At 68.1% G+C, this 20,379-nt stretch carries 20 protein-coding genes; 12 read left to right on the top strand and 8 right to left on the bottom strand.

Translation table 11 applies throughout. The features are described 5' to 3' along the window. Window positions 1–3: 3 nt before the first annotated feature. The gene (locus tag OKW52_RS16535) at window positions 4–453 is read right to left on the bottom strand and encodes a DUF3237 domain-containing protein (protein WP_264506690.1); all 450 of its coding nucleotides are present in this window, start codon (window positions 451–453) and stop codon (window positions 4–6) included. A gap of 41 nt (window positions 454–494) precedes the next feature. Then, entirely contained in the window at window positions 495–1,079 is a 585-nt protein-coding gene (locus OKW52_RS16530; RefSeq protein WP_264506689.1) for a TetR/AcrR family transcriptional regulator, read from the bottom strand. A gap of 90 nt (window positions 1,080–1,169) precedes the next feature. Here OKW52_RS16530 and OKW52_RS16525 point away from each other — a divergent pair, with 90 nt between their 5' ends. The 8 genes from OKW52_RS16525 to OKW52_RS16490 all read left to right on the top strand — a co-directional run bounded on the left by OKW52_RS16525 (window position 1,170) and on the right by OKW52_RS16490 (window position 10,153). Next, window positions 1,170–2,030, top strand: a complete 861-nt coding sequence (locus tag OKW52_RS16525; RefSeq protein WP_264506688.1) for a BKACE family enzyme — start codon at window positions 1,170–1,172, stop codon at window positions 2,028–2,030. A gap of 115 nt (window positions 2,031–2,145) precedes the next feature. Further along, window positions 2,146–3,750 carry an acyl-CoA carboxylase subunit beta gene (locus tag OKW52_RS16520; RefSeq protein ID WP_264506687.1) on the top strand — a complete coding sequence of 535 codons (1,605 nt, stop codon included), beginning with the start codon at window positions 2,146–2,148 and terminating at the stop codon, window positions 3,748–3,750. After that, the gene (locus tag OKW52_RS16515) at window positions 3,747–5,624 is read left to right on the top strand and encodes an acetyl/propionyl/methylcrotonyl-CoA carboxylase subunit alpha (protein WP_264506686.1); all 1,878 of its coding nucleotides are present in this window, start codon (window positions 3,747–3,749) and stop codon (window positions 5,622–5,624) included. The genes OKW52_RS16520 and OKW52_RS16515 overlap by 4 nt, the downstream gene beginning before the upstream one ends. Further along, a complete protein-coding gene (locus tag OKW52_RS16510) occupies window positions 5,621–6,247 on the top strand; it encodes a glutathione S-transferase family protein (protein WP_264506685.1) in 627 nt (208 codons plus the stop codon). Before OKW52_RS16515 ends, OKW52_RS16510 begins: the two co-directional genes overlap by 4 nt. 3 nt (window positions 6,248–6,250) lie before the next feature. Continuing rightward, window positions 6,251–7,435, top strand: coding sequence for an acyl-CoA dehydrogenase family protein (locus OKW52_RS16505; RefSeq protein ID WP_264506684.1), 1,185 nt, complete (start codon window positions 6,251–6,253; stop codon window positions 7,433–7,435). Between the two features lie 210 nt (window positions 7,436–7,645). Continuing rightward, window positions 7,646–8,188 carry an RrF2 family transcriptional regulator gene (locus OKW52_RS16500; protein ID WP_319800479.1) on the top strand — a complete coding sequence of 181 codons (543 nt, stop codon included), beginning with the start codon at window positions 7,646–7,648 and terminating at the stop codon, window positions 8,186–8,188. After that, entirely contained in the window at window positions 8,104–8,991 is an 888-nt protein-coding gene (locus OKW52_RS16495; RefSeq protein WP_264506683.1) for an NAD(P)/FAD-dependent oxidoreductase, read from the top strand. Before OKW52_RS16500 ends, OKW52_RS16495 begins: the two co-directional genes overlap by 85 nt. 232 nt (window positions 8,992–9,223) lie before the next feature. Next, window positions 9,224–10,153, top strand: a complete 930-nt coding sequence (locus tag OKW52_RS16490) for a class I fructose-bisphosphate aldolase (protein ID WP_264506682.1) — start codon at window positions 9,224–9,226, stop codon at window positions 10,151–10,153. A 237-nt stretch (window positions 10,154–10,390) separates the two neighbouring features. On the opposite strand, the gene OKW52_RS16485 is transcribed toward OKW52_RS16490, so the two are convergent. After that, window positions 10,391–11,767, bottom strand: coding sequence for an FAD-binding oxidoreductase (locus OKW52_RS16485; protein ID WP_264506681.1), 1,377 nt, complete (start codon window positions 11,765–11,767; stop codon window positions 10,391–10,393). A gap of 150 nt (window positions 11,768–11,917) precedes the next feature. Between OKW52_RS16485 and OKW52_RS16480 the strand changes: the two genes are divergently transcribed. Next, window positions 11,918–13,582, top strand: a complete 1,665-nt coding sequence (locus OKW52_RS16480) for a chloride channel protein (RefSeq protein WP_264506680.1) — start codon at window positions 11,918–11,920, stop codon at window positions 13,580–13,582. A 224-nt stretch (window positions 13,583–13,806) separates the two neighbouring features. Here OKW52_RS16480 and OKW52_RS16475 read toward each other — a convergent pair whose 3' ends face one another. Genes OKW52_RS16475 through OKW52_RS16460 form a run of 4 tightly spaced genes read right to left on the bottom strand, consistent with a single transcriptional unit; the run spans window position 13,807 to window position 16,497 of the window. Beyond that, the gene (locus OKW52_RS16475) at window positions 13,807–14,742 is read right to left on the bottom strand and encodes a site-specific tyrosine recombinase XerD (protein WP_264506679.1); all 936 of its coding nucleotides are present in this window, start codon (window positions 14,740–14,742) and stop codon (window positions 13,807–13,809) included. After that, complete coding sequence (locus OKW52_RS16470; protein WP_264506678.1) at window positions 14,742–15,899, bottom strand: hypothetical protein; 1,158 nt, start codon at window positions 15,897–15,899, stop codon at window positions 14,742–14,744. Before OKW52_RS16470 ends, OKW52_RS16475 begins: the two co-directional genes overlap by 1 nt. Then, window positions 15,881–16,327 carry a hypothetical protein gene (locus OKW52_RS16465; protein ID WP_264506677.1) on the bottom strand — a complete coding sequence of 149 codons (447 nt, stop codon included), beginning with the start codon at window positions 16,325–16,327 and terminating at the stop codon, window positions 15,881–15,883. The genes OKW52_RS16470 and OKW52_RS16465 overlap by 19 nt, the downstream gene beginning before the upstream one ends. A 5-nt stretch (window positions 16,328–16,332) precedes the next feature. Continuing rightward, window positions 16,333–16,497, bottom strand: coding sequence for a hypothetical protein (locus tag OKW52_RS16460; RefSeq protein WP_264506676.1), 165 nt, complete (start codon window positions 16,495–16,497; stop codon window positions 16,333–16,335). Window positions 16,498–16,637: 140 nt separating this feature from the next. Between OKW52_RS16460 and OKW52_RS16455 the strand changes: the two genes are divergently transcribed. Together OKW52_RS16455 and aroB are read left to right on the top strand one after the other, a co-directional pair. Continuing rightward, window positions 16,638–17,198, top strand: coding sequence for a shikimate kinase (locus tag OKW52_RS16455; RefSeq protein WP_264506675.1), 561 nt, complete (start codon window positions 16,638–16,640; stop codon window positions 17,196–17,198). Further along, window positions 17,195–18,316, top strand: a complete 1,122-nt coding sequence (aroB, locus tag OKW52_RS16450; protein WP_264506674.1) for a 3-dehydroquinate synthase — start codon at window positions 17,195–17,197, stop codon at window positions 18,314–18,316. Before OKW52_RS16455 ends, aroB begins: the two co-directional genes overlap by 4 nt. Window positions 18,317–18,444: 128 nt before the next feature. Here aroB and OKW52_RS16445 read toward each other — a convergent pair whose 3' ends face one another. Beyond that, window positions 18,445–19,335 (bottom strand): DMT family transporter, encoded by an 891-nt coding sequence (locus OKW52_RS16445; RefSeq protein ID WP_264506673.1) that lies wholly within the window; start codon window positions 19,333–19,335, stop codon window positions 18,445–18,447. A gap of 132 nt (window positions 19,336–19,467) precedes the next feature. On the opposite strand from OKW52_RS16445, the gene OKW52_RS16440 reads away from it, so the two are divergent. After that, window positions 19,468–20,334, top strand: coding sequence for a DMT family transporter (locus OKW52_RS16440; RefSeq protein ID WP_264506672.1), 867 nt, complete (start codon window positions 19,468–19,470; stop codon window positions 20,332–20,334). Window positions 20,335–20,379: the final 45 nt, after the last annotated feature.

The raw sequence follows: 20,379 nt of genomic DNA, 5'->3' as shown, positions 1-20,379 counted from the left end.
TCTTCACCGCACCTCGGCCGGGGGCAGGCTGTTCATCGAGCCGACAAACACCCGACGGTTCAGCCAGTCCCACCGGCCCTTGGGGGCCGTAATTCTGAGATGCGAGAGCGCATAGCGCCCGTTCGGGGTGGGATCGTCGATGGTCACGCGGTTCTCGATATGCAGCACGGTGCCATCGTCGACCTGCATCTCGTAGATCGCCTCGAGTTCCTTGACCCCGTCGGCGCGCAGCAACTGGCGGTCCGCGCCACCGGACAGGACCGTGCCGCTCAGGGTCTCGAATCCCGGGGCGCCGCGAAAGAGCCCGCCGGTGATGGGCACGATGAACCGTTCGCCATAGGGGCCGATGCCCAGATCCTGCTTGGGCAGGCAGGTCACGACCGCCTCCCACAGCAGGCGCGTTTGCGGGGCGGGCGCGGGATTGGCACGCAGAAGGTTGTCAAAATCGTCCATAAACCTCTCCAGTTCGCGCGCATCCTGCGGCGCGGGCCCCGTCAGCGCAAGGGGGGCAGGACGAGGGTCAGCGCCTGATCGGTCAGCGCCTCAAGGTCCAGCGCGCCGCCCGGCTTGTACCAGAAACTGGTCCAGGCAAGCGCCCCGTGCAGGAACTGGCGCAGCATCGTGGGGTCCAGTGTCGTGAGACCCGCAGTCTGCGCCTCGGTCAGCACCTGCTGCCACAGCGCGAAATAGGCGCTGCGCCCGTCCAGCAGCACGGCGCGCCGCTGCTCGGACAGCGCGCGCCATTCGTGGAACAGAACGCCGGTGGCATCGGCAGCAGGGCCGTGCAGATAGTGCAGCTCGACGCTGATCAGCGCGCGCAGGCGGGTTCGCGGATCGGTCGCGGTCGCCAGCCCGGCGCGCAGGGCGTCGAGCATGGCGCTGATGACGCGGTCCATGACGGCAAAGAGAATATCCTCCTTGCTTTTGACATGGTGGAACAGGCTGCCAGACAGGATGCCGACCTCGGCCCCGATCTCGCGCACGGTTGTGGCCGCATACCCCTGACGGTGAAACAGCCGCGCGGCGGCAGAGAGCAGCCGGTCGCGGGGTTTTTCGGGATCGAAGAGGGGCGCGGTCATGGGACGTGTCTACGCCGTGACGTGGCGGAAAACAACCAAGCGCTTGCTTGTTTTTCGCGGCTTGCTAGGCTGGCACGCAGGGAGAGGCCCATGACAGACACCGCCATCATCACCTGCGCGCTGACCGGCGTGCTGACCGATCCGCGCCAACACCCGGTGCCGGTGACGCCCGAGGACCTGGCCGCCTCGGCCCATGAGGCCTGGGACGCAGGCGCGGTCTGCATGCATGTCCATTTCCGCCAGCAGGGCGCGGGGCGCGGGCACCTGCCCAGCTGGGATCCCGCGCTGGCGGTCGAGGTGGCGCAGGCGATCCGCAGCGCCTGTCCGGGCGTGATCCTGAACTTCACCACCGGCATCGTCGGGCGCGACCAGTCCGGCCCGATCGCCTGCCTGCGCGCCGGGCGGCCCGAGATCGCGGCCTGTAACGCGGGCTCGCTGAATTACCTCAAGACGCGCTCGGGCGGGCAGTGGGCCTGGCCGCCGATGCTGTTCGACAACCCGGTCGACAAGATCGCCGAGATCGTCGGTGTGATGGACGAGACGGGCACAAAGCCGGAATTCGAGTGCTTTGATACCGGGATCGTGCGGTCAGTCGCGATGTTCGCCGAGGTCGGCTTGGTCGCGCGCCCGCAGGTGAATTTCGTGATGGGGGTGTCGTCGGGGATGCCCGCCGACCCGGATCTGTTGCCGCTTGTGCTGAAATACCGCCCCGAGGGCTGCCCGTGGCAGACCACGGTGATCGGCCGGGCCGAAGTCTGGGATCTGCACCGCCGCGCGGCCGAGCTGGGCGGGCATCTGCGCACCGGGCTGGAGGACACGTTCTATCTGCCCGACGGATCGCGCGCCTCGGGCAATGGCGCGCTGGTCGAGGCTCTGGCACGGGTGGCGCGCGAGGCGGGACGGTCGGTCGCCAGCGCGGCTGAGGCGCGGGCGCTCTGGGGGATCGGGTGAGCGGGGGGCGCGCCTCGGGGGCATCGAGCCCCCTCGGCCCGCGCGGGGGTTCCACCCCCACTGGCGCGATGCGCCGCCCCCGGGCGTATTTCGGGCAAGATGAAAGGGCAGCGTTGTGCAGGGGCTGACATCGGAAATTGACGCGGCGGGGCCGGGGTTCGCCGCGAATGCGACGGCGATGGAAGCGGCCTTGGCACCCGTGCTGGCGGTGCGCGAGGCGGTCGAGATGGCGGCTGAGAGCGTGCGCGGGCGGTACGCCAAGCGCGGGATGCTGTTGCCGCGCGAGCGGCTGGCGCTGCTTGTGGACCCGGGCGCGCCCTGGCTGGAGCTGTGTCCTTTTGCCGGGTGGAAGCGCTATGGCGACAAGGACGGCACCGGCGCGGGCGCCGGGGCGATTGCCGGGGTCGGGCGCGTGGCGGGGCGGTCCTGCGTGGTCGTCGTCGATAATTTCGCGGTCAAGGGCGGGACGGTGACGCCGGACGGGCTGGCGAAAAAGCTGCGCCTGCAGGAGATCGCGCGCGAGAACCGGCTGCCGCTGGTCAGTCTGAGCCAGTCGGGCGGTGCCAATCTGCAATACGCGCATGAGGTCTTCATCCCCGGCGGGCGCGGCTTTGCCAATCAGGCACGGCTCTCGGCGCTGGGCATTCCGCAGGTGACGGTGGTGCATGGCTCGGCCACGGCGGGGGGCGCGTATCAGCCGGGCCTGTCGGATTACGTGATCCTGGTGCGCGGTCAGGCGACGATGTATCTGGCCGGGCCGCCCTTGCTGAAGGCCGCGACCGGCGAGGTGGCGACGGATGAGGAGCTTGGCGGGGCCGAGATGCACACGCAGGTCTCGGGCGTCGGCGACTATCTGGCCGAGGATGACGCAGACGGCATCCGGCTGGCGCGGGCCGTGATCAGCGCGTTGCCCTGGCCTGAGGATAGCGCGGCGACAGCGGGAGTCCCGCCGCTATATCCGGCGTCTGAGTTGATGGGCATCGTACCCGCCGACCCCAAGCAGCCCTATGACTGCCGGGAAATTCTGGCGCGGCTGGTGGATGGGTCGGGCTTTCTGGACTTCAAGCCCGCGTATGACGCAGGCACCGTCTGTGGCCATGCCCGCGTCGAGGGTCACGCCCTTGGCATCATCGCCAACAACGGCCCGATCACCGCGCAGGGCGCGGCGAAGGCCGGGCAGTTCATTCAGCTCTGCGATCAGGCCGGGGTGCCCTTGCTGTTCGTGCACAACACCACCGGCTTTCTGGTGGGGACCGAGCCGGAGCGGGCCGGGATCATCAAGCATGGATCGAAACTCATTCAGGCCGTGGCCAATGCGCGGGTGCCCAAGCTGAGCCTTGTCGTCGGCGGCAGCTATGGCGCGGGGAACTATGCGATGTGCGGCCGGGGCTTTGATCCGCGCTTTCTCTTCGCCTGGCCCAACGCGCGCACCTCGGTCATGGGTCCGGCGCAGGCGGGGCAGGTGATGCGCATCGTCACCGAGGCCGCGATGACGCGGGCGGGCGCGGCGGACACGGCCAAGCTTGACGCGCTGGAGCAGGGCACGGCAGCGATGCTGGCCGAGGCGACGACGGCGCTGGCGTCCTCGGCCCGGTTGGAAGATGACGGCATCATCGACCCGCGCCAGACGCGCGATATTCTGGGGCTGGTGCTGGGGCTGATCGCGTCCGAGGGCGCGCGGGTGACGCGGCCCAACACGTTCGGGGTGGCGCGGCTATGAAGATCCTGATTGCCAACCGGGGAGAGATCGCCCTGCGCGTCATGCGCAGCGCGCGGGCGCTGGGCTATGGCTGCGTGGCGGTGCATGGCCCCGGCGAAGCGGGCGCGCCGCATGTGCTTGCCGCCGATCTGGCGGTCGCGGTATCGGGCTATCTGGACGGGCCTGCGATCATCGCGGCGGCACTGGCGACGCGGGCCGGGATGGTGCATCCGGGCTACGGGTTCCTGTCGGAAAATGCCGGTTTCGCCGCGGCTTGCGCTGAGGCCGGGTTGGTGTTCATCGGCCCTTCGCCCGAAGCGATCGCGCTGATGGGCGACAAGGGCAGCGCCAAGGCGGCGGCGCAGGCCGCGGGGGTGCCCTGCCTGCCCGGCGCGACCGAGGATCTGCTGGAAGCGGGCGCGCGCATTGGCGTGCCGCTGATGGTCAAGGCGGCGCTGGGCGGCGGCGGCAAGGGGATGCGGCTGGTGCGCGCGCTGGCCGCGCTGCCCGAGGCGCTGACCCGCGCTGCATCAGAGGCCGAGAAGAGTTTCGGCGACGGCGCGCTGATCCTTGAGAAGGCGCTCCTCGCGCCACGCCATATCGAGGTGCAGGTGTTTGGTGACAGCCACGGCAGTGTGGTGCATCTGGGCGAACGCGATTGCTCGATCCAGCGGCGACACCAGAAGGTGGTCGAGGAAGCGCCATCGCCCGCCGTGGATGCCGCCCTGCGCGAACAGATGGGCGCGGCGGCAGTCGGGCTGGCCAAGGCTTGCGGCTATCAGGGCGCTGGGACGGTCGAGTTCCTGCTCGAAGATGGCGCGTTCTATTTCCTCGAGATGAACACCCGCCTGCAGGTCGAACACCCGGTGACCGAGGCTGTTACCGGGCTCGATCTGGTCGACTGGCAGATCCGCGTCGCGCGCGGCGAGCCGTTGCCGCTGAGCCAGGACCAGATCACCCTGACCGGCCACGCCATCGAGGTGCGGCTTTATGCCGAAGACCCCGCCAATGGCTTCCTGCCCCAGACCGGGCGCATCCTGCGCTGGGCCCCGGACGAAGGCCTGCGCAGCGACGATGCGCTGGCCGAGGGCGTCGAGGTCGGCGCAGGGTTTGATCCGATGCTGGCCAAACTGATCGCCCACGGTTCCGACCGCGAAACCGTGCGCCAGCGGCTGATCGAGGGCCTCAGCCGCACCGAAGTACTGGGGCTGCGCACCAACAAACCCTTCCTCAGCCGCGTTCTGGCGCACCCGGTCTTCGCCCAAGGCAACGCGACCACCGCCTTTCTTGAGCGCGATTTCGCAACCGACCCCTCGCTCACCCCAACCCCGCCAGACCCGGCATTGCTGGCGCTCGCCGTGCTCCTCCTTGCCGGAGCCCCCGCGCCGCGCTTCGGCTTCACCACCGGCCCGCGCCCAACCCTGACCCGGCGCTTTGACACCGGCACCGGCACCGCCAGCGTGACCGTCACGCTGGACGGCCCCACCGCCCATCTCCCTGACGGCCCCCGTGTCACGCTGGACAGCGTCACCCCGACCCATGCCCGCGCCCGCCTGAACGGCGTCGCCCGAACCTTGCCCTATGCCCGCGACGGCGACACGCTCCATCTCGCCGATCTCACACTCACCGACATCACCCTTGCGCCCGCGCAAACCCGCGCCCAGCAGGGCGACGGGCGCATCCTTGCCCCGATGGCGGGGACCGTGCTGGCCGTTGACGTCGCGCTCGGTGACCGGGTGACACAGGGCCAGACCCTCGCCATTCTGGAGGCGATGAAGATGGAGCACCCGCTCCGCGCGCCTTTCGCGGGCCGCATCACCAGCCTTGCGCTGACCAAAGGCGCGCAGGTCCGCGCGCGCCAACCCCTGATAACCCTCGACCCGGAGTCCCCATGATCGAGCTATGGCATAGCAAAGGCGCACGCTCCTTCCGCCCCCTGTGGACGCTGGAAGAACTGGGCGTGCCCTATCAGCTGCACATGCTGGGCTTCCCGCCCCGCGCCACCAACCCCGAGTTTCTGGGCGTCAATCCGCTGGGCACCGTGCCCTACCTGACCGACGGCGACACCCATATGACGGAATCGAGTGGCATCACCCATTACCTGTCGCGCCGCTATGGCGAAGGCTCTCTCGCCGTCGCCGCCGATGATCCGGCCTATGGCGACTGGCTCAACTGGCTCTACCACTCGGATGCCACGCTGACCTTCCCGCAAACGCTGGTCCTGCGGTATGGCCGGTTCGAGGCCGGTGACCGCCGCCAGCCGCAGGTCGTCGACGACTACACGCAATGGTTCCTTGCGCGGCTCAAACTGGTGAACGCGCGGGTCGAGCACAGCGATTTCCTCTGCGCCGACCGTTTCACCGCCGCCGATATCGCCGTGGGTTATGCGCTCTATCTGGGCGAGCTGATCGGCATCAGCCAGCACTACAAACCCCAGACACAGGCCTATCTCGCCCGGCTCAAGGCGCGCCCCGCCTTCCAGCGTGCCGAGGCCCCCGGCCAGATCAGCGCGGTATAAATCATGCAGTTCACCCCCACGCCCGAGCAGCAAGCCCTCTACGACGCCGCCTTTCGCTACGCCGAAGCCAGGCTGCACCCGCTTTTCGCCCGCATGGATGACGAGGACTGGTTCCCCGACCAGCTGATCGCGCAGCTCGGCGCGGATGGCTATTGCGGGTTGACCGCGCCGCAGGATCTGGGCGGCGCAGGTATGGACCTGATGTCGGCGGGCATGGTGGCCGAGGCTTTTGGGTACTGGAACACCAACGCCGCCTTCATCTGGGGGCCGCATGAAAACCTGTGCCTGAACAACATCCTGCGCAATGGCACGCCCGAGCAGATCGCCCGTTTCGTCCCCGACCTGATCGCCGGGCGCAAGATCGGCGCGCTGGGGCTGACCGAGCCGGGGGCGGGGTCCGATGCGCTGGGCTCGATGGCGCTCAAGGCGGTGCGCGATGGCGATGACTATGTGCTGACCGGACGCAAGATGTTCATCTCGAACGGGCCGGTCGCCGATCTGGTGCTGACCTACGCCAAGACGGCACCCGAACGCGGGGCCAAGGGCATCTCGGCCTTTGTCGTCGACACCCGGACGCAGGGCTTCTCGGTGGCGCAGACATTAACCAAGATGGGCTGGCGCGGCTGCCCCACCGGCGAGCTGGTCTTCGAGGGTGTGCGCGTCCCGGCGGCCAATCTGCTGGGGGCCGAGAACGCCGGGGTCGGCGTGGTCATGTCCGGCCTCGACATCGAGCGCGCCTTTCTGGGACTGCCCTATATCGGCGCGGCGCAGCGATGCCTCGACCTCTCGCTCGACTATGCCGCGACGCGGCGGCAATTTGGCAAACCCATCGGCAGTTTCCAGATGATCCAGGCGCATCTGGCCGAGATGGCCACGCTGATCGACGCCGCCCGCCTCTATGCCTACCGCGCCCTCTCGGCCTGCGACGGACTGGCGCGCGGCGAGGGGGGCAGGGGCGAGATCCACCGCCTCTGCGCCGGCTCGGTGCTGTTCGGCGCGGACATGATTGCGCAGGTCACCGACCGGGCGGTGCAGATCCACGGCGGCTCGGGCTTCGTGTGGGAGACCGAGGTCAACCGCCACTACCGCAACGCTCGCATCGCAAGCCTGGGCGGCGGCACCACCGAAGTGCGCAAACTGATCATCGCCGAAGAACTCTTCCGCGCCCGCGGCCTGCGCCTCGACTGACCGAAACGGCGCCTCTTTGCTCTGCAAATATCCTCAGGGGGTGAGGCCCGGCACGGGCCGAGGGGGCAGAATGCCCCCTGCGCCGCCGGAACGGCGGCGCGCGGGTCGCCCAAGACCTGCGCGCCGCAAGGCGTGCCGGGCGCGGGCGAAACACCACCCCGTCCCGCCCCGATCTTGACGCGCGGATCGAATCGTAATAAATGAAGTTACATGAAACGCGACAGCCGCCTCTCCTCCGTTCTGCATGCGCTTTTGCACATGGCCGAACACGACCAGCCGATGACCTCGGAAACCCTTGCCCAGTGCATGACCGCCAACCCCGTCGTGGTCCGCCGTACGATGGGCCTGCTGCGCGAGGCGGGGATCGTCGCCTCGGCGCGCGGTCCCTCGGGGGGCTGGACGATCACCGCCGATCTGGAACAGGTCACCCTGCGCGATCTGCACAACGCGCTGGGCGAACCCGCGGTCTTTGCCATCGGCAACCGGAATGAGACCCCCGATTGTCTCGTCGAGCAGGCGGTCAACGCCGCCCTTCATGATGCCTTCGCTCAGGCCGAAGCCCTGTTGCTCGACCACTTCGCCCATATCACCCTCGCCACGCTGGCGCGCGACTTTGCGCGCCGTCACGCAGCCAGACGCCAAACGACCCCCCCCACAGGAGTAATCCCATGCCCGATGTCATCATCATCGGTGGCGGCTATGCCGGAATGGCCGCCGCCCTCCAACTGCTGCGCGCCCGCCGTGATGTCCTGATCATTGACGCAGGCCAGCGCCGCAACCGGTTCGCCAGCCACGCGCAGGGCTTTCTGACTCAGGACGGCGAAGACCCTGCCGTCATCGCCGCCAAGGCCCGCGCCCAGATCGAGGCGTATCCGGATCTCGACTGGTATGACGGTGAAGCGAACCGGATCGAGGGCGAAAAGGGCAACTTTGTCGTCCACCTGAGCGATGGCGCGGCTTTCAGCGCCAGCCGGGTAATCCTCGCGCTCGGCGTCAGTGACACGCTGCCCGAGATCCCCGGCCTTGCCGAGCGCTGGGGGCAATCGGTATTCCACTGCCCCTATTGCCACGGATACGAGCTGAACCGCGGCCGCATCGGCGTCATCGCCTCGGCGCCTGCGATCACCGGCCATGTCGGGCTGTTTTCCGAATGGGGCGACGTGACCCTGTTGATCAATGGCGCATTCAGCATGAATGACGATCACGCCGCCGCCATGCGCGGGTACGGTATCACCGTTGAGGAGACGCCGATCGCGGCCATCGAGGGCCAAGCCGAGGTCGTGCTGACCGACGGCCGCCGTCTGAAACCCTTCGCCGGGCTTTTCGTGACCTCGCGCGCTACGCCTGCCACCGGGATCGCACAGGCGGCAGAGCTTAGCTTGGCCGAAACCCCCATGGGTCAGCAGATCGACACCGACTCGCTGAAGGAAACCTCGCGGCCCGGGATCTATGCCTGTGGCGACGCGGCGCGCGTGCCGCATTCGCTGGCTCTGGCCGTCGCCGACGGGTCTTGGGCCGGGGCGACGGTGCACCGCTCGCTGGTCTTCGACCACTGACGAACCCCCGGGCGGCGGGGGCATCGAACCGCCGCCGCCCGATCCGCCATCCCAGTGGCCCGCCACGGCGGTCCGCGGCCCGGCCCCGGCGAAATCGCGCTGATTTGGCGTGGTTTTCTGCCGCGGGCGCAGAAAATTCCGACTGTGGGCGCTAACGTCTCAACCGCGCCATTGTCGTGTCACTTTCCCCCGCGTATCCCTGTCCCCAGCAGTCAAACAAGAGGGACCCGCCATGCGCGCCACCAAGCTCGTTCAAAAGATCCTGGCCAACTACGAGGGCGAAACCCCCGGTGTGAAAGCCAACCTGTGCCGTATTCTGATGGAGGGCAAGCTGGGCGGCACCGGCAAGCTGATCATCCTGCCGGTGGATCAGGGGTTCGAGCACGGGCCTGCCCGCTCTTTCGCGCCGAACCCGGCGGGGTATGACCCGCACTACCACTACCAGCTGGCGATCGACGCCGGTCTCTCGGCCTATGCCGCGCCGCTGGGCTCGCTGGAAGCCGGCGCCGATACCTTCGCCGGGCAGATCCCGACGATCCTGAAGGTGAACTCGTCCAACTCGCTGATGTCGGACACCGCGGGCAAGAACCAGGCGATCACCGCCTCGGTCGATGACGCGCTGCGTCTGGGCTGCTCGGCCATCGGGTTCACGATCTATCCGGGCTCGGACTGCGCGCTCGACATGTTCGAAGAGATCGTCGAAATGCGCAAAGAGGCCGCCGCCAAGGGCGTGGCTACCGTGATCTGGTCCTACCCGCGCGGGGAAGCGATCACCAAGGACGGCGAAACGGCGATCGACGTGGCGGCCTATGCCGCCCATATCGCGGCGCTGCTGGGCGCGCATATCATCAAGATCAAGCTCTCGACCGACCACCTGATGCTGCCCGAAGCCAAGAAGGTCTACGAGAAGGAAGCCATCGACGTCGCCACCCAAGCCGCACGCGTCAAGCATTGCGTGCAATCGTCGTTCAATGGCCGCCGGATCATCGTTTTCTCGGGTGGCGCTGCCAAAGGCGCAGACGCAGTGTACGACGACGCCCGCGCGATCCGCGATGGCGGCGGCAACGGCTCGATCATCGGGCGCAACAGCTTCCAGCGGTCGCGCGAGGATGCGCTGTCGATGCTGGGCAAGCTGGTCGATATCTACAAAGGCAAAGCCTGACGCTTTCGCCGGTTTCGCCAGGAAAAAGGAGGGGGGCTGTCAGCCCCCCTCTTCGCTTTCAGCGAATTCACCCCCCGAGGATATTTGAAGAGCAAAGAAAGCGCGGTTAACCCTTCGTTAACGCCCCTCTTTGCTCCTTAAATATCCCGGGGGGCGGGCCGGAACGGCCCGGTGGGGGCAGCGCCCCCGCGCGGCGCTCAGGGGCTCGATGCCCCTGAGCGCCGCACCCGCCTTGTCTCAGTTCCCCGGCAGCAGTTTGCCCGGGTTCATCACGCCCTCGGGGTCGAGCGCCGCCTTGATCGCCCCCATCACGTCCCAGGCGTCGCCATGTTCCGCGCGCATGTATTTCGTCTTGCCCAGCCCGATCCCGTGCTCGCCTGACACCGTACCCCCCAGCCGCAGCGCGCGTTCGGCCATGTTGGCCGAGAGTTTCATTGCAGTTTCCCACTCAGCCGCATCGCCGGTTTTGGGCAGCAGCAGCGCGTGGAAGTTGCCGTCGCCCACATGCCCTACGATCGGTCCCGGCAGTCCCGAGGCGGCGATTTCGGCGGCGGTTTCCTCGACCGCTTCCGCCAGCCGCGAGATCGGCACGCAGATATCCGTGGTGATCGCCGTGCAGCCCGGATAGGCCTGCAGCGTCGTGCGATACGCGTTGTGGCGCATCGCCCAGAGCGCGGTGCGTTCCTCGGGTTTGGCCGCCCAGCGGAACCCCTGCGCGCCAAAGTCCCCGGCGATTTCGGCGAAGCGTTCGGTTTGCTCGATCACCCCCGCCTCCGAGCCGTGGAACTCGACCATCAGATGCGGCGCATCCGGCCAGTCGGTGCCCGCGCCCTTGTTGAACGCCGCTGCCGCTGCCGTATCCACGAACTCGATCCGCGCCATCGGGATGCCCGACTGGATGGTCGCGATCACCGCATCCACCGCGCCCGCCATCGTATCAAACGCGCAGACCGCCGAGCGCGAGGCCTCGGGCTGGCCGTGCAGCTTGAGCGTGATCTCGGTGATCAGCCCCAGCGTGCCCTCGGCCCCGACAAACAGCGCCGTCAGGTCATACCCGGTCGAGGATTTCGGCGCCCGCGTGCCGGTGCGGATCACCCGCCCGTCGGCCAGCACCACCTCAAGCCCCAGCACGTTCGAGCGCATCGTGCCATAGCGCACCGCCGTCGTGCCCGACGCACGGGTCGAGGCCATGCCGCCGATCGAGGCATTCGCGCCCGGATCAATCGGAAAGAACAGGCCCGTTGCGCGCAATTCGGTATTCAGCGCTTCCCGCGTCACGCCCGGCTGGACGCTGACCACCATGTCCTCGGGCACGATGTCCAACACCTTGGCCATGCGCGAGAAATCCACCGTCACCCCGCCGCGCGGCGCCAGCGCGTGCCCTTCCAGCGACGTCCCGGCACCCCAGCCGATGATCGGCAGGCCCGCGCCATGGCAGATCTTGACGATCTCGGCGACCTCTGCGGTGCTTTCGGGATAGGCTACGGCGTCGGGGGGCATTTGCTTGAAATGGCTTTCCGAGCGTCCGTGCAGGTCGCGGTCGGATTGCGAGCGGTTCAGGCGGTCGCCCAGCAGGTCAGTGAGCGCATCAAGCGCGGCGGCGGTGGTCGGCATCGGTGTCTCCTCAAACTGGCCCAAGCTTAGCGCGCGGCCGGGCGCGATGCCAGAGAGCCTGTCGCCCGCGCCAATACCTTGGTCATCCTGTGCAAAGCCTTGCAACCGGGGGCAATCTGCGCTTTGCAAGACCCAAGTGAGGGACCGTCCATGAGCCGCACCAGCCACCGCCGCAAGATCCTGCGCCAGTTCAGTCTGGGCTTGCGCCGCGTGCGCCAGCACGGCCCGTCCGAAGCGCTGTTCTGGCTGATCGCCTTCTTTCTGGGCACGGCGGCGGGGTTGGCGGCGCTGTTGTTCCGGTTGGGCATCTTGACGCTGGAGTCGCTGCTTTATAACGCGCAGGACCACGCCGTGCTGGCCTCGGCCTCGGTCATGCCGTGGTGGCAACTGGTGGCGATTCCGGCCACCGGTGGGCTGATCGTCGGCCTGATCCTGCATCGATTCACCCCCGATGGCCGGGTCCGCGCCGTGGCCGATGTGATCGAAGGTGCGGCGCTGCACCGGGGCAGGGTAGAGGTGCGCGAGGGGCTGGCCTCGGCGGTGGCGTCGATGATCACGCTGGGCTCGGGCGGCTCGGCGGGGCGCGAGGGGCCGGTGGTGCACCTTGCCGCGGTGATCTCGACCCGCATCGCCAACCGCATCCACGCCAATGGCATCACCGGGCGCGATCTGCTCGGCTGCGCGGTGGCCGCTGCCGTCTCCGCCTCGTTCAACGCGCCCATCGCCGGGGCGATCTTTGCGATGGAAGTGGTGCTGCGCCACTACGCGCTGCACGCATTCGCGCCCATTGCGATAGCCTCGATCATGGGCACGCTGGTCAACCGGCTGGCCTTTGGCGACGTGGCCGAGTTCACGCTGCCGGTGCGCAATATGGTGGCGTTTTACTGGGAGATCCCGGCCTATCTGATCCTTGGCCTTGTCGCCGGGCTGGTCGCCGTCGCCCTGATGCGGACGATCTTCTTCGCCGAGACCGTCGCCAGCGCCGTTCAGGCCCGCACCGGGATGCCGCGCTGGCTGCGCCCTGCCGTGGCCGGGGCGCTGGTCGGGGTCATCGCGATCTTCGTGCCGCAGGTGATCGGCATCGGCTATGAAGTCACCACCCGCGCGCTGACCGGCGATCTGGCCCTGCGCGAGGTGATGCTGATCGCCGTCGCCAAGACCATCGCGGTTGCCATCACGCTGGGCGGGCGCATGGGGGGCGGGGTGTTCTCGCCGGCGCTGGTCATCGGCGCGCTGACCGGGCTGGCCTTTGGCCTGATCGCAACGCAGCTGATCCCGGCCTATTCCGGCAGCGCGACCACCTATGCGCTGGCCGGGATGGGCGCGATCGCGGCGGCGGTGCTGGGGGCGCCGGTCTCGACAACGCTGATCGTGTTCGAACTGACCGGCGACTGGCAGACCGCCATAGCCGTGCTGGCCGCGATCTCGACCGCCTCGGCCGTCGCCAGCCGCTTTGTGAAACGCTCGTTCTTTCTGGCGCAGCTTGCCCGGCGCGATGTGCGTATTGCGCAGGGACCGCAGGAGTATCTGCTGCAACTTGTGGGCATCGCGCATATCACCAAGCAGGAGGGCACCACCGGGGCGCTCAGCCCCGAGGCGCTTGATAGCCTTCTGTCCCAAGGCCTGAGCATCGACGCCGGGTCGCGCCTCAAACCCGCGCTGCGCATCTTCGAGCGCACCGGCGCGCTGCATCTGGCTGTCACCCAGCAGGGGCGCGACGGGGCGGTGCGGGTCGTCGGCAGCCTCAGCCATGTCGACGCGCTGCGCGCCTTCACTCAGGCGCTGGCAGCGACGGCGGCGGAAGAGCATTCCTGAGCCGCACGGATATCAGACAGGCGGGGGCGGTGCCGTTATCGGTAGTCGCGCTGTTTCTGCGCTGGTTGGTGCGTTGACGAAAGCGCACAGACAGGGCCGCTGCGCGCGCTGCTGGTTCCGGCGGCGCGTCTGCTGTCCTCGGGCGCACTCTTGGCCCGCCTTCGCCGTGGCGATGTCGACGCCGCATGCTGGTGTCACGGGATAGCGCTCTGCCCTGAACGCCCTCAGCGCCGTGCCAGCGGGTGGTGATCCATCACCAGCTGCCGCAGGCGTTCATCCAGCACATGGGTGTAAATCTCGGTCGTGCCCAGATCGGCATGGCCCAGCAGTGTCTGGATCACCCGCAGATCGGCACCGCCCGCCAGCAGGTGCGTCGCGAAGGCATGGCGCAGCACGTGGGGGCTGACGCGTTCCGGGTCCAGCCCGGCGCGGGCGGCGACCTGTTTGACGATGGTGTGAAAGCGCACGCGGCTCAGATGCCCTTCGGCCCCGCGCGCCGGGAACAGAAAGCGCGAGGGCGGCACCCCCTTCTTGCGCGCCAGATCCTCGTCCCGGTCGCGGTGCGCCAGCCAGATCGCCACCGACGCGCGCGCCGGGTCGGACAGTGGCACCAGCCGGTCCTTGTTGCCCTTGCCGCGCACCATCAGCATCTCGGGCGCGCCGCGCAGGGCGGCTTGCGGCAGCGTCACCAATTCGCTGACCCGCAGGCCGGTGGCATAGAGCAGCTCGAACAGACAGGCATTGCGTGCCCGCTCGCCCGCGTCGCGACCGTGGTCGCGCGCGGCGTCAAGCAGGCGTGACACCTCGTCTTCGGTCAGCGTGCCCGGCAGTTTCTGGCTGCGCCCCGGCCCGTCAATGCGCAAGACCGGATTGTCTGTGCGCCACCCTTCGTCATAGGCGAACCGGTAGTATTGCTTGAGCGACGACAGGCGCCGTGCGCGCGTGGCCCGCGACAGGCCCTCGGCATCGAGCGAGACCAGATACCCCTCGATCTGATCGCGCCCGGCGCTGTCCAGCGCACTGCCATGCCCCGACAGCCACTCGGCCGCATGGGCCAGATCGCGCCCATAGGCCAGCAGCGTGTTGCGCGCGGCACCGTTTTCGGCGGCGATGGCCTCAAGAAACGTGGAAATCTGGCGGTTGTCGTCGCTCAGGGCCATCAGCCCCGGCGCTCCAGCAACAGGCTTTCCAGCGCCGTGCGCCGGGCGATGTCTTCCAGCCCCAGCGCGCGCAAGCCGCCCAGCCCCTCGGCCAGCACGCGCGGATCGCCCGGTCCGCCCAGTTGCATCAGAATGCGCAGCATTTCTTCGCCCAGCCGCCCCTCTGCCAGCCGCTCGGCCATGCCCTCGGGCAGGGGTGGCTCGGGCCCGAAGGCCAGCGCCACGGCGGCGGCCAGTTCGCCGCGCATCGCGCCCGCTTGCGCCGGGTCCAGACCGCGCGCAACGGCAGCAAGGAAACGCTCTTCAGCATCTGCGCCCGCGGGTAGCCCCAGGGCGACGGTCTCATAGGCTTCGGACAACAGGCCCATGCGGTAGGCAATCGCGCGCGCCTCGCCGGTCAGGCCGATCTGTCCCAACGGCTGTGCATAGAGGCTGGCCAGCGGCACCTCCAGCTCACCGGCCTGAATCTGCGGCCAGGCGTCGATCAAGGCAGCACTTGTCGCCGCCGCATCCGCGTTGCGCAGGGCGGTATCAAGCCGCTGAACCACGCGCACCCGCTCCCAGATCCCGCCCGAGGCCGCCGCGCGCCGCTCGGTGTAAAGCCCCAGCAGCCGGTTGGGCGACAGCGCCCCGGCGCGCACCAGCCGCTCGGCGGCTTCGATCTGCGCGCGCCAGCCTTGGGTGCCGCGCAGGTCGGCATGGGCGTACGAGACCGGCAGGCCAAGCGTTGGCAGGCCGTCGCCGACAGCCTCTCGCAGACGCCATGTCAGGGGATCGGGCGTGCCGGGGGGCGGGGGCAACAGGGTCGAGGCCCCGGGCAGCGTTTCGTCGCCGTCAAGGAAATGTTGCAGCAATTCAGCCAGATAGGGCGCGACCCGGTTTTCTTCCGCTGCCGCATCCAGCAGCGCCGATGCTTCCTGCCATTGCCCGGCGCGGGCCATGCAGAAGATCAGCGCGGCGGCATCGCCCACGGGGGGCTCTTCGCGCAAGACGGGCTGGCAGGCGGTGTGTTCGTCACCCAGCAACAGGCCGATGTCAAAGCGGCGCAGCCGCAGCACGGGCGCATCCGAATCCAGCGTATCGAGCACCGCCGCCGCTTGGTCCAACGCGCCGAATTCGATCAGCTTGTCGATGCGGGTCAGCAGGAAATCGGGCACCGGCGACGGCTCGGTGCCGGGCAGGGGGCGTTGAACTCGGCCAGCAGCAGGCGCAGCGACAGATCGCGCAACGACGGCAGCATGTCGGCGGGCAGATCGGCAATCAGATCCGACAGCGCCCGCGCCGGGGTCGTCCCCCAGAGCGCGGCGGGCAAGCCGACCCGGGCGGCGGGGTACAGGCCCACCGCCTCGGGACGCAGGGCATCCAGCGCGCGCACGGAAATGCCCGTGCTGCCGCCCACGCTGCTGGCCACGGGTGGGGTGATCGGATAGGCGCCGGGCATCTCGACCCCGCCGCGTGTCTGTAACCAGTCGATGGCGGACAAGGGGCTGGGATTTTGCGCCAGAACACTGCCGGGAAGCATCCCAAGGCCAAGCACCACAAACACGGTGCGCAGCGAATCGGTGGAAAAGCGGCGCGCGACCATATGGGTCAACCCAGCTGCAGATCGACCGGCAAGCTGCGCGGCTCGGGGGGGCGACCAAGATCGCCGAAATAGGCAAAGGCAACAAAGCCAAGCCCACCCACCAGCACCAGAATCAGCACCAGCCTGAACAGGTAGCCAAAAAAACCGGGGCGGTCGTCATATCGGGGCATAGGGGGCTCGATCCTCACATCGGTTCGGCAATCTGCTGCCGGTTGTTTGCCGATTTATAACTGGAACTCTGGGCAAGTTCACGCCATTCAGGGGGACAAAGCGAAAAATCGCCTGCATGTGAAGTGGGCCGGGTGTTTTGATGAAGCCGAGGTTGCACAAGACCGTCATGATGGTCGGGATGATGGGGGCGGGAAAATCCGCCGTGGGCAAGGAATTGGCCCATGTGCTGGGTGTGCCCTTCGTTGATTCGGACGCCGAGATCGAGCGTGCCGCCAATGCCACGATCGCGGAAATCTTTTCGCGCGACGGCGAGGCCTTCTTTCGCGACAAGGAAGCCCGCGTCATCGCCCGCCTGATCGAGGGCGAACCCTGCGTGCTCTCGGTCGGCGGCGGCGCGTTCCTGCGCGCCGATACGCGTGAGAAAGTGTCGGAACTGGGCGTGTCGGTCTGGCTGAAAGCCGATCTCGACACGCTCTGGAGCCGGGTCAAACGCAAGGACACGCGGCCCTTGCTGCGCACACCGAACCCGCGCCAGACGCTGGCCGATCTGATGCGCGCGCGCGAGCCGTCCTATGCGCAGGCGGATCTGATCGTCGCCACGACGGCAGACTATGCCATTGAAACCACGGCCCTGAAGGTAGTCGAGGCACTGGCCGAGCGTCCCGATGTGCTGGAAAAGCTTGAAAGTCCCCCCGCATGACCACCGCCCCGATCGAAGATGTCGCCGTCAATCTGGGCGCGCGGTCCTACACCGTGCGCGTCGGACGCGGGCTGATCGCGCGCGCCGGGGCCGAGATTGCGCCGCTGTTGCGCCGTCCGCGTGTGGCCGTGGTCACCGAAGAAACCGTCGCCGCCTGCCAGCTGGACCGTCTGCGCGCCGGGCTTTCGGCCGACGGCATCACCAGCGAGGTTTTGATCCTGCCCGCCGGGGAAGGCACCAAGAGCTGGCCGTATCTGCAACAGACGGTGGAATGGCTGCTGGAGCAGAAAGTCGAGCGCGGGGATATCGTCATCGCGCTGGGCGGTGGGGTGATCGGCGATCTGGTCGGCTTTGCCGCTGCCGTGCTGCGCCGGGGCGTGCGCTTCGTGCAGATCCCGACCTCGCTGCTGGCGCAGGTTGACAGCTCGGTCGGGGGCAAGACCGGCATCAACTCGCCGCGGGGCAAGAACCTGATCGGCGCGTTCCACCAGCCCGCGCTGGTGCTGGCCGATATTGATGCGCTCGACAGCCTGCCGGGCCGGGATTTTCTGGCGGGCTATGGCGAGGTGGTGAAATACGGGCTGCTGGGGGATGCCGGGTTCTTTGACTGGCTCGACACCAACGCGCCCGCCATGGCCGCGGGCGACAAGGCGCTGCGCCAGCAGGCGGTGCGCCACGCGGTGCGGATGAAGGCCGATATCGTCGAGCGCGACGAGACCGAGCAGGGCGACCGCGCGCTGCTCAATCTGGGCCACACGTTCGGCCATGCGCTGGAAGCGGCGACGGGGTTTTCGGACCGGCTGCTGCATGGCGAGGGTGTGGCGATCGGTTGCCTTTTGGCCTTCGATCTGTCGGCGCGACTGGGTCTGTGTTCACAAGAAGCGCCCGAGCGGGTGGCCGAGCATCTGGCCCGCATGGGCATGAAGCGGCGGCTGTCGGATATTCCGGGCGATCTGCCGGGCCGCGACGCGCTGATCGCGCTGATGGCGCAGGACAAGAAGGTGCAGGACGGCACCATGCGTTTCATTCTGGCGCGCGGGATTGGCGAGAGTTTTGTCACCGCCGATGTGCCAAAGGCGGCGCTGGAGGCGCTGCTGGACGAGGCTCTGGCGCTCTAGGTGCCGGGGGCTGTCGCCCCACGTTTACTGTTAAGGCGGGGGGCTGCCGCCCCCGGGCCCCCGCTTCAAGGGGGACGCACGCGCCCCCTTGAAAATCCCCCCGTGGATATTTTTAGACAGAAAATGGCTCAGGCGCGGTGGCGGTTGATCAGCATCAGGCCGGTGATCAGCAAGGCGATGGCGATGGGGGTGGTGGCCGCGACGGGCTCGTCGAGGACCAGCCAGCCCAGCAGCGCGCTCAGCGCCGGGGTCAGGAAGCTGAAGCTGGCCAGCGTCGACGCCTGATAGCGGCCAAGGAGCCAGAACCAGGTGACAAAGCCGACGCAGACCACGCCGAGCGCTTGCACGACCAGCATGATCGCCTGAAAGCTGTCGAAATCGCGCACCAAGGGGCCGCCATAGAGCGGGGCAAGCGCGCAGAGCAGGACCGCCGAAACAACCGTTTGCCACAGGATCTGCGTCTCGGCCGGGGTGTTGCCCAGCGTAGTCTTGCGTGACACCACCACGATGGCCGCCCAGGAAACGCCCGCGAAGATCGCCGCCAGATCGCCGGCGATGCTGCCGTCCCCCAAGCCCCCGGCGCGGCCCGCCAGCGTCAGCACGACACCCGAGAACCCCAGCGCAAAGCCCAAGGCACGCGGGCCGGTCAGCCGTTCGCCCGGGAACAGGAAATGCGCCGCCAGTGCCAGCCAGATCGGCATGGCGTAGAACAGCGACGAGGCGCGCACGACGCTGGTGTTGTCGAGCGCGATGAACAGCAGCATGAACTCGGCGCTGAACAACAGCCCCATCACCAGCCCGGCGCGCCACAGGTCCAGCCGCACCGGGATCTTGCGCCACGCCATCCACAGCGCCAGCGCGCCCGTGCCGATGACCGAGCGCACCCCGGCAAAGAACACCGGCTGCAACCCTTCGTTGCCCAGCTTGATCATGAGATTATTGGCGCCGAACAGCAGCGCGAGACCGAACATAAGCCAGAACCCGGTCGGATCGAGCGGGCGGCGCGGGGCAGAGGACATAGGGGATCTTGAACCTGTGAAATGAGTGTGCGAGTGAACCCGTGGCGGCGGCCGGGGTCAACCCCTGTTTGGCGCGCCTTCCGGCAGGGCGCCTTGCCCGCTTTGTGACCGGGACAATCAAGGAGTGTGGCGATGAGCAGCGTGCGTGGTCCGATCCTGATGGTGGCCGCTATGGCAGGCTTCGCCATCGAAGACGCCTTCATCAAAACCTTGGCACAGCGCATCCCGGCTGGCGAAATCGCCATCGCGCTGGGGCTGATCGGCGGGCTGGTGTTCGGCCTGATGGTCCGGCGCGAGGGCGGGCGGCTGATGGATCTGCGCGCGCTCAAGGGTGCAGTGCTGTGGCGCAACCTGTTCGAGACGGGCGCCGTGATGACCATGGTGCTGGGCGTGGCGATTGTGCCGCTCAGCGTGGTGTCTTCGATCCTGCAGGCCGTGCCGCTGACCGTGACGCTGGGCGCGGCGCTTTTCCTAGGTGAATCAGTCGGTTGGCGGCGCTGGAGCGCGATCCTTGTCGGCTTTGTCGGCGTGCTGATGATCGTGCGCCCGGGCATGGCCGGGTTCGACGTGCTGGTCCTGATCCCGCTGCTGGCCGTCGTCTTTCTGACCGGGCGCGATCTGGTCACGCCCTCGGTGCCGCGCGACATCTCCACCTTCAAGATCTCGGGCTGGGGGTTTCTGACCGGGGTGCCCGGCGGTCTGATGCTGCTGGCCATCACCGGCGATGCGCCGGTGATGCCCAATGCGCTGGAAGCCGTGTTCATGCTCGGCACCGCCATCAGTGGCATTCTGGCCTATGCCGCGCTGGTGCTGGCCACCCGGGCGGGCAATCTGGGCGCGACAACGCCGTTTCGCTATGCGCGTCTGGTCTTCGCCATGATCATCGGGGTGACGCTGTTTGGCGAGCGGCCCGACGCGATGACGCTGGCGGGGGCAGGGCTGATCGTGGTGGCCGGGTTCTACACGCTGATGCGCAATCTGCGCCTGCGTGAGCGTTAAGCGGCGGCACAGGCGCTAACGGTGGCGATAACGCGCGCGGGCGGG

The organism is Pararhodobacter zhoushanensis (assembly GCF_025949695.1).
In the GTDB taxonomy this organism is placed as follows: Bacteria; Pseudomonadota; Alphaproteobacteria; order Rhodobacterales; family Rhodobacteraceae; genus Pararhodobacter; species Pararhodobacter zhoushanensis_A.
The sequence above is the reverse complement of the archived record's forward strand: the minus strand, read 5'-3'. Positions and strand labels throughout refer to the sequence as shown.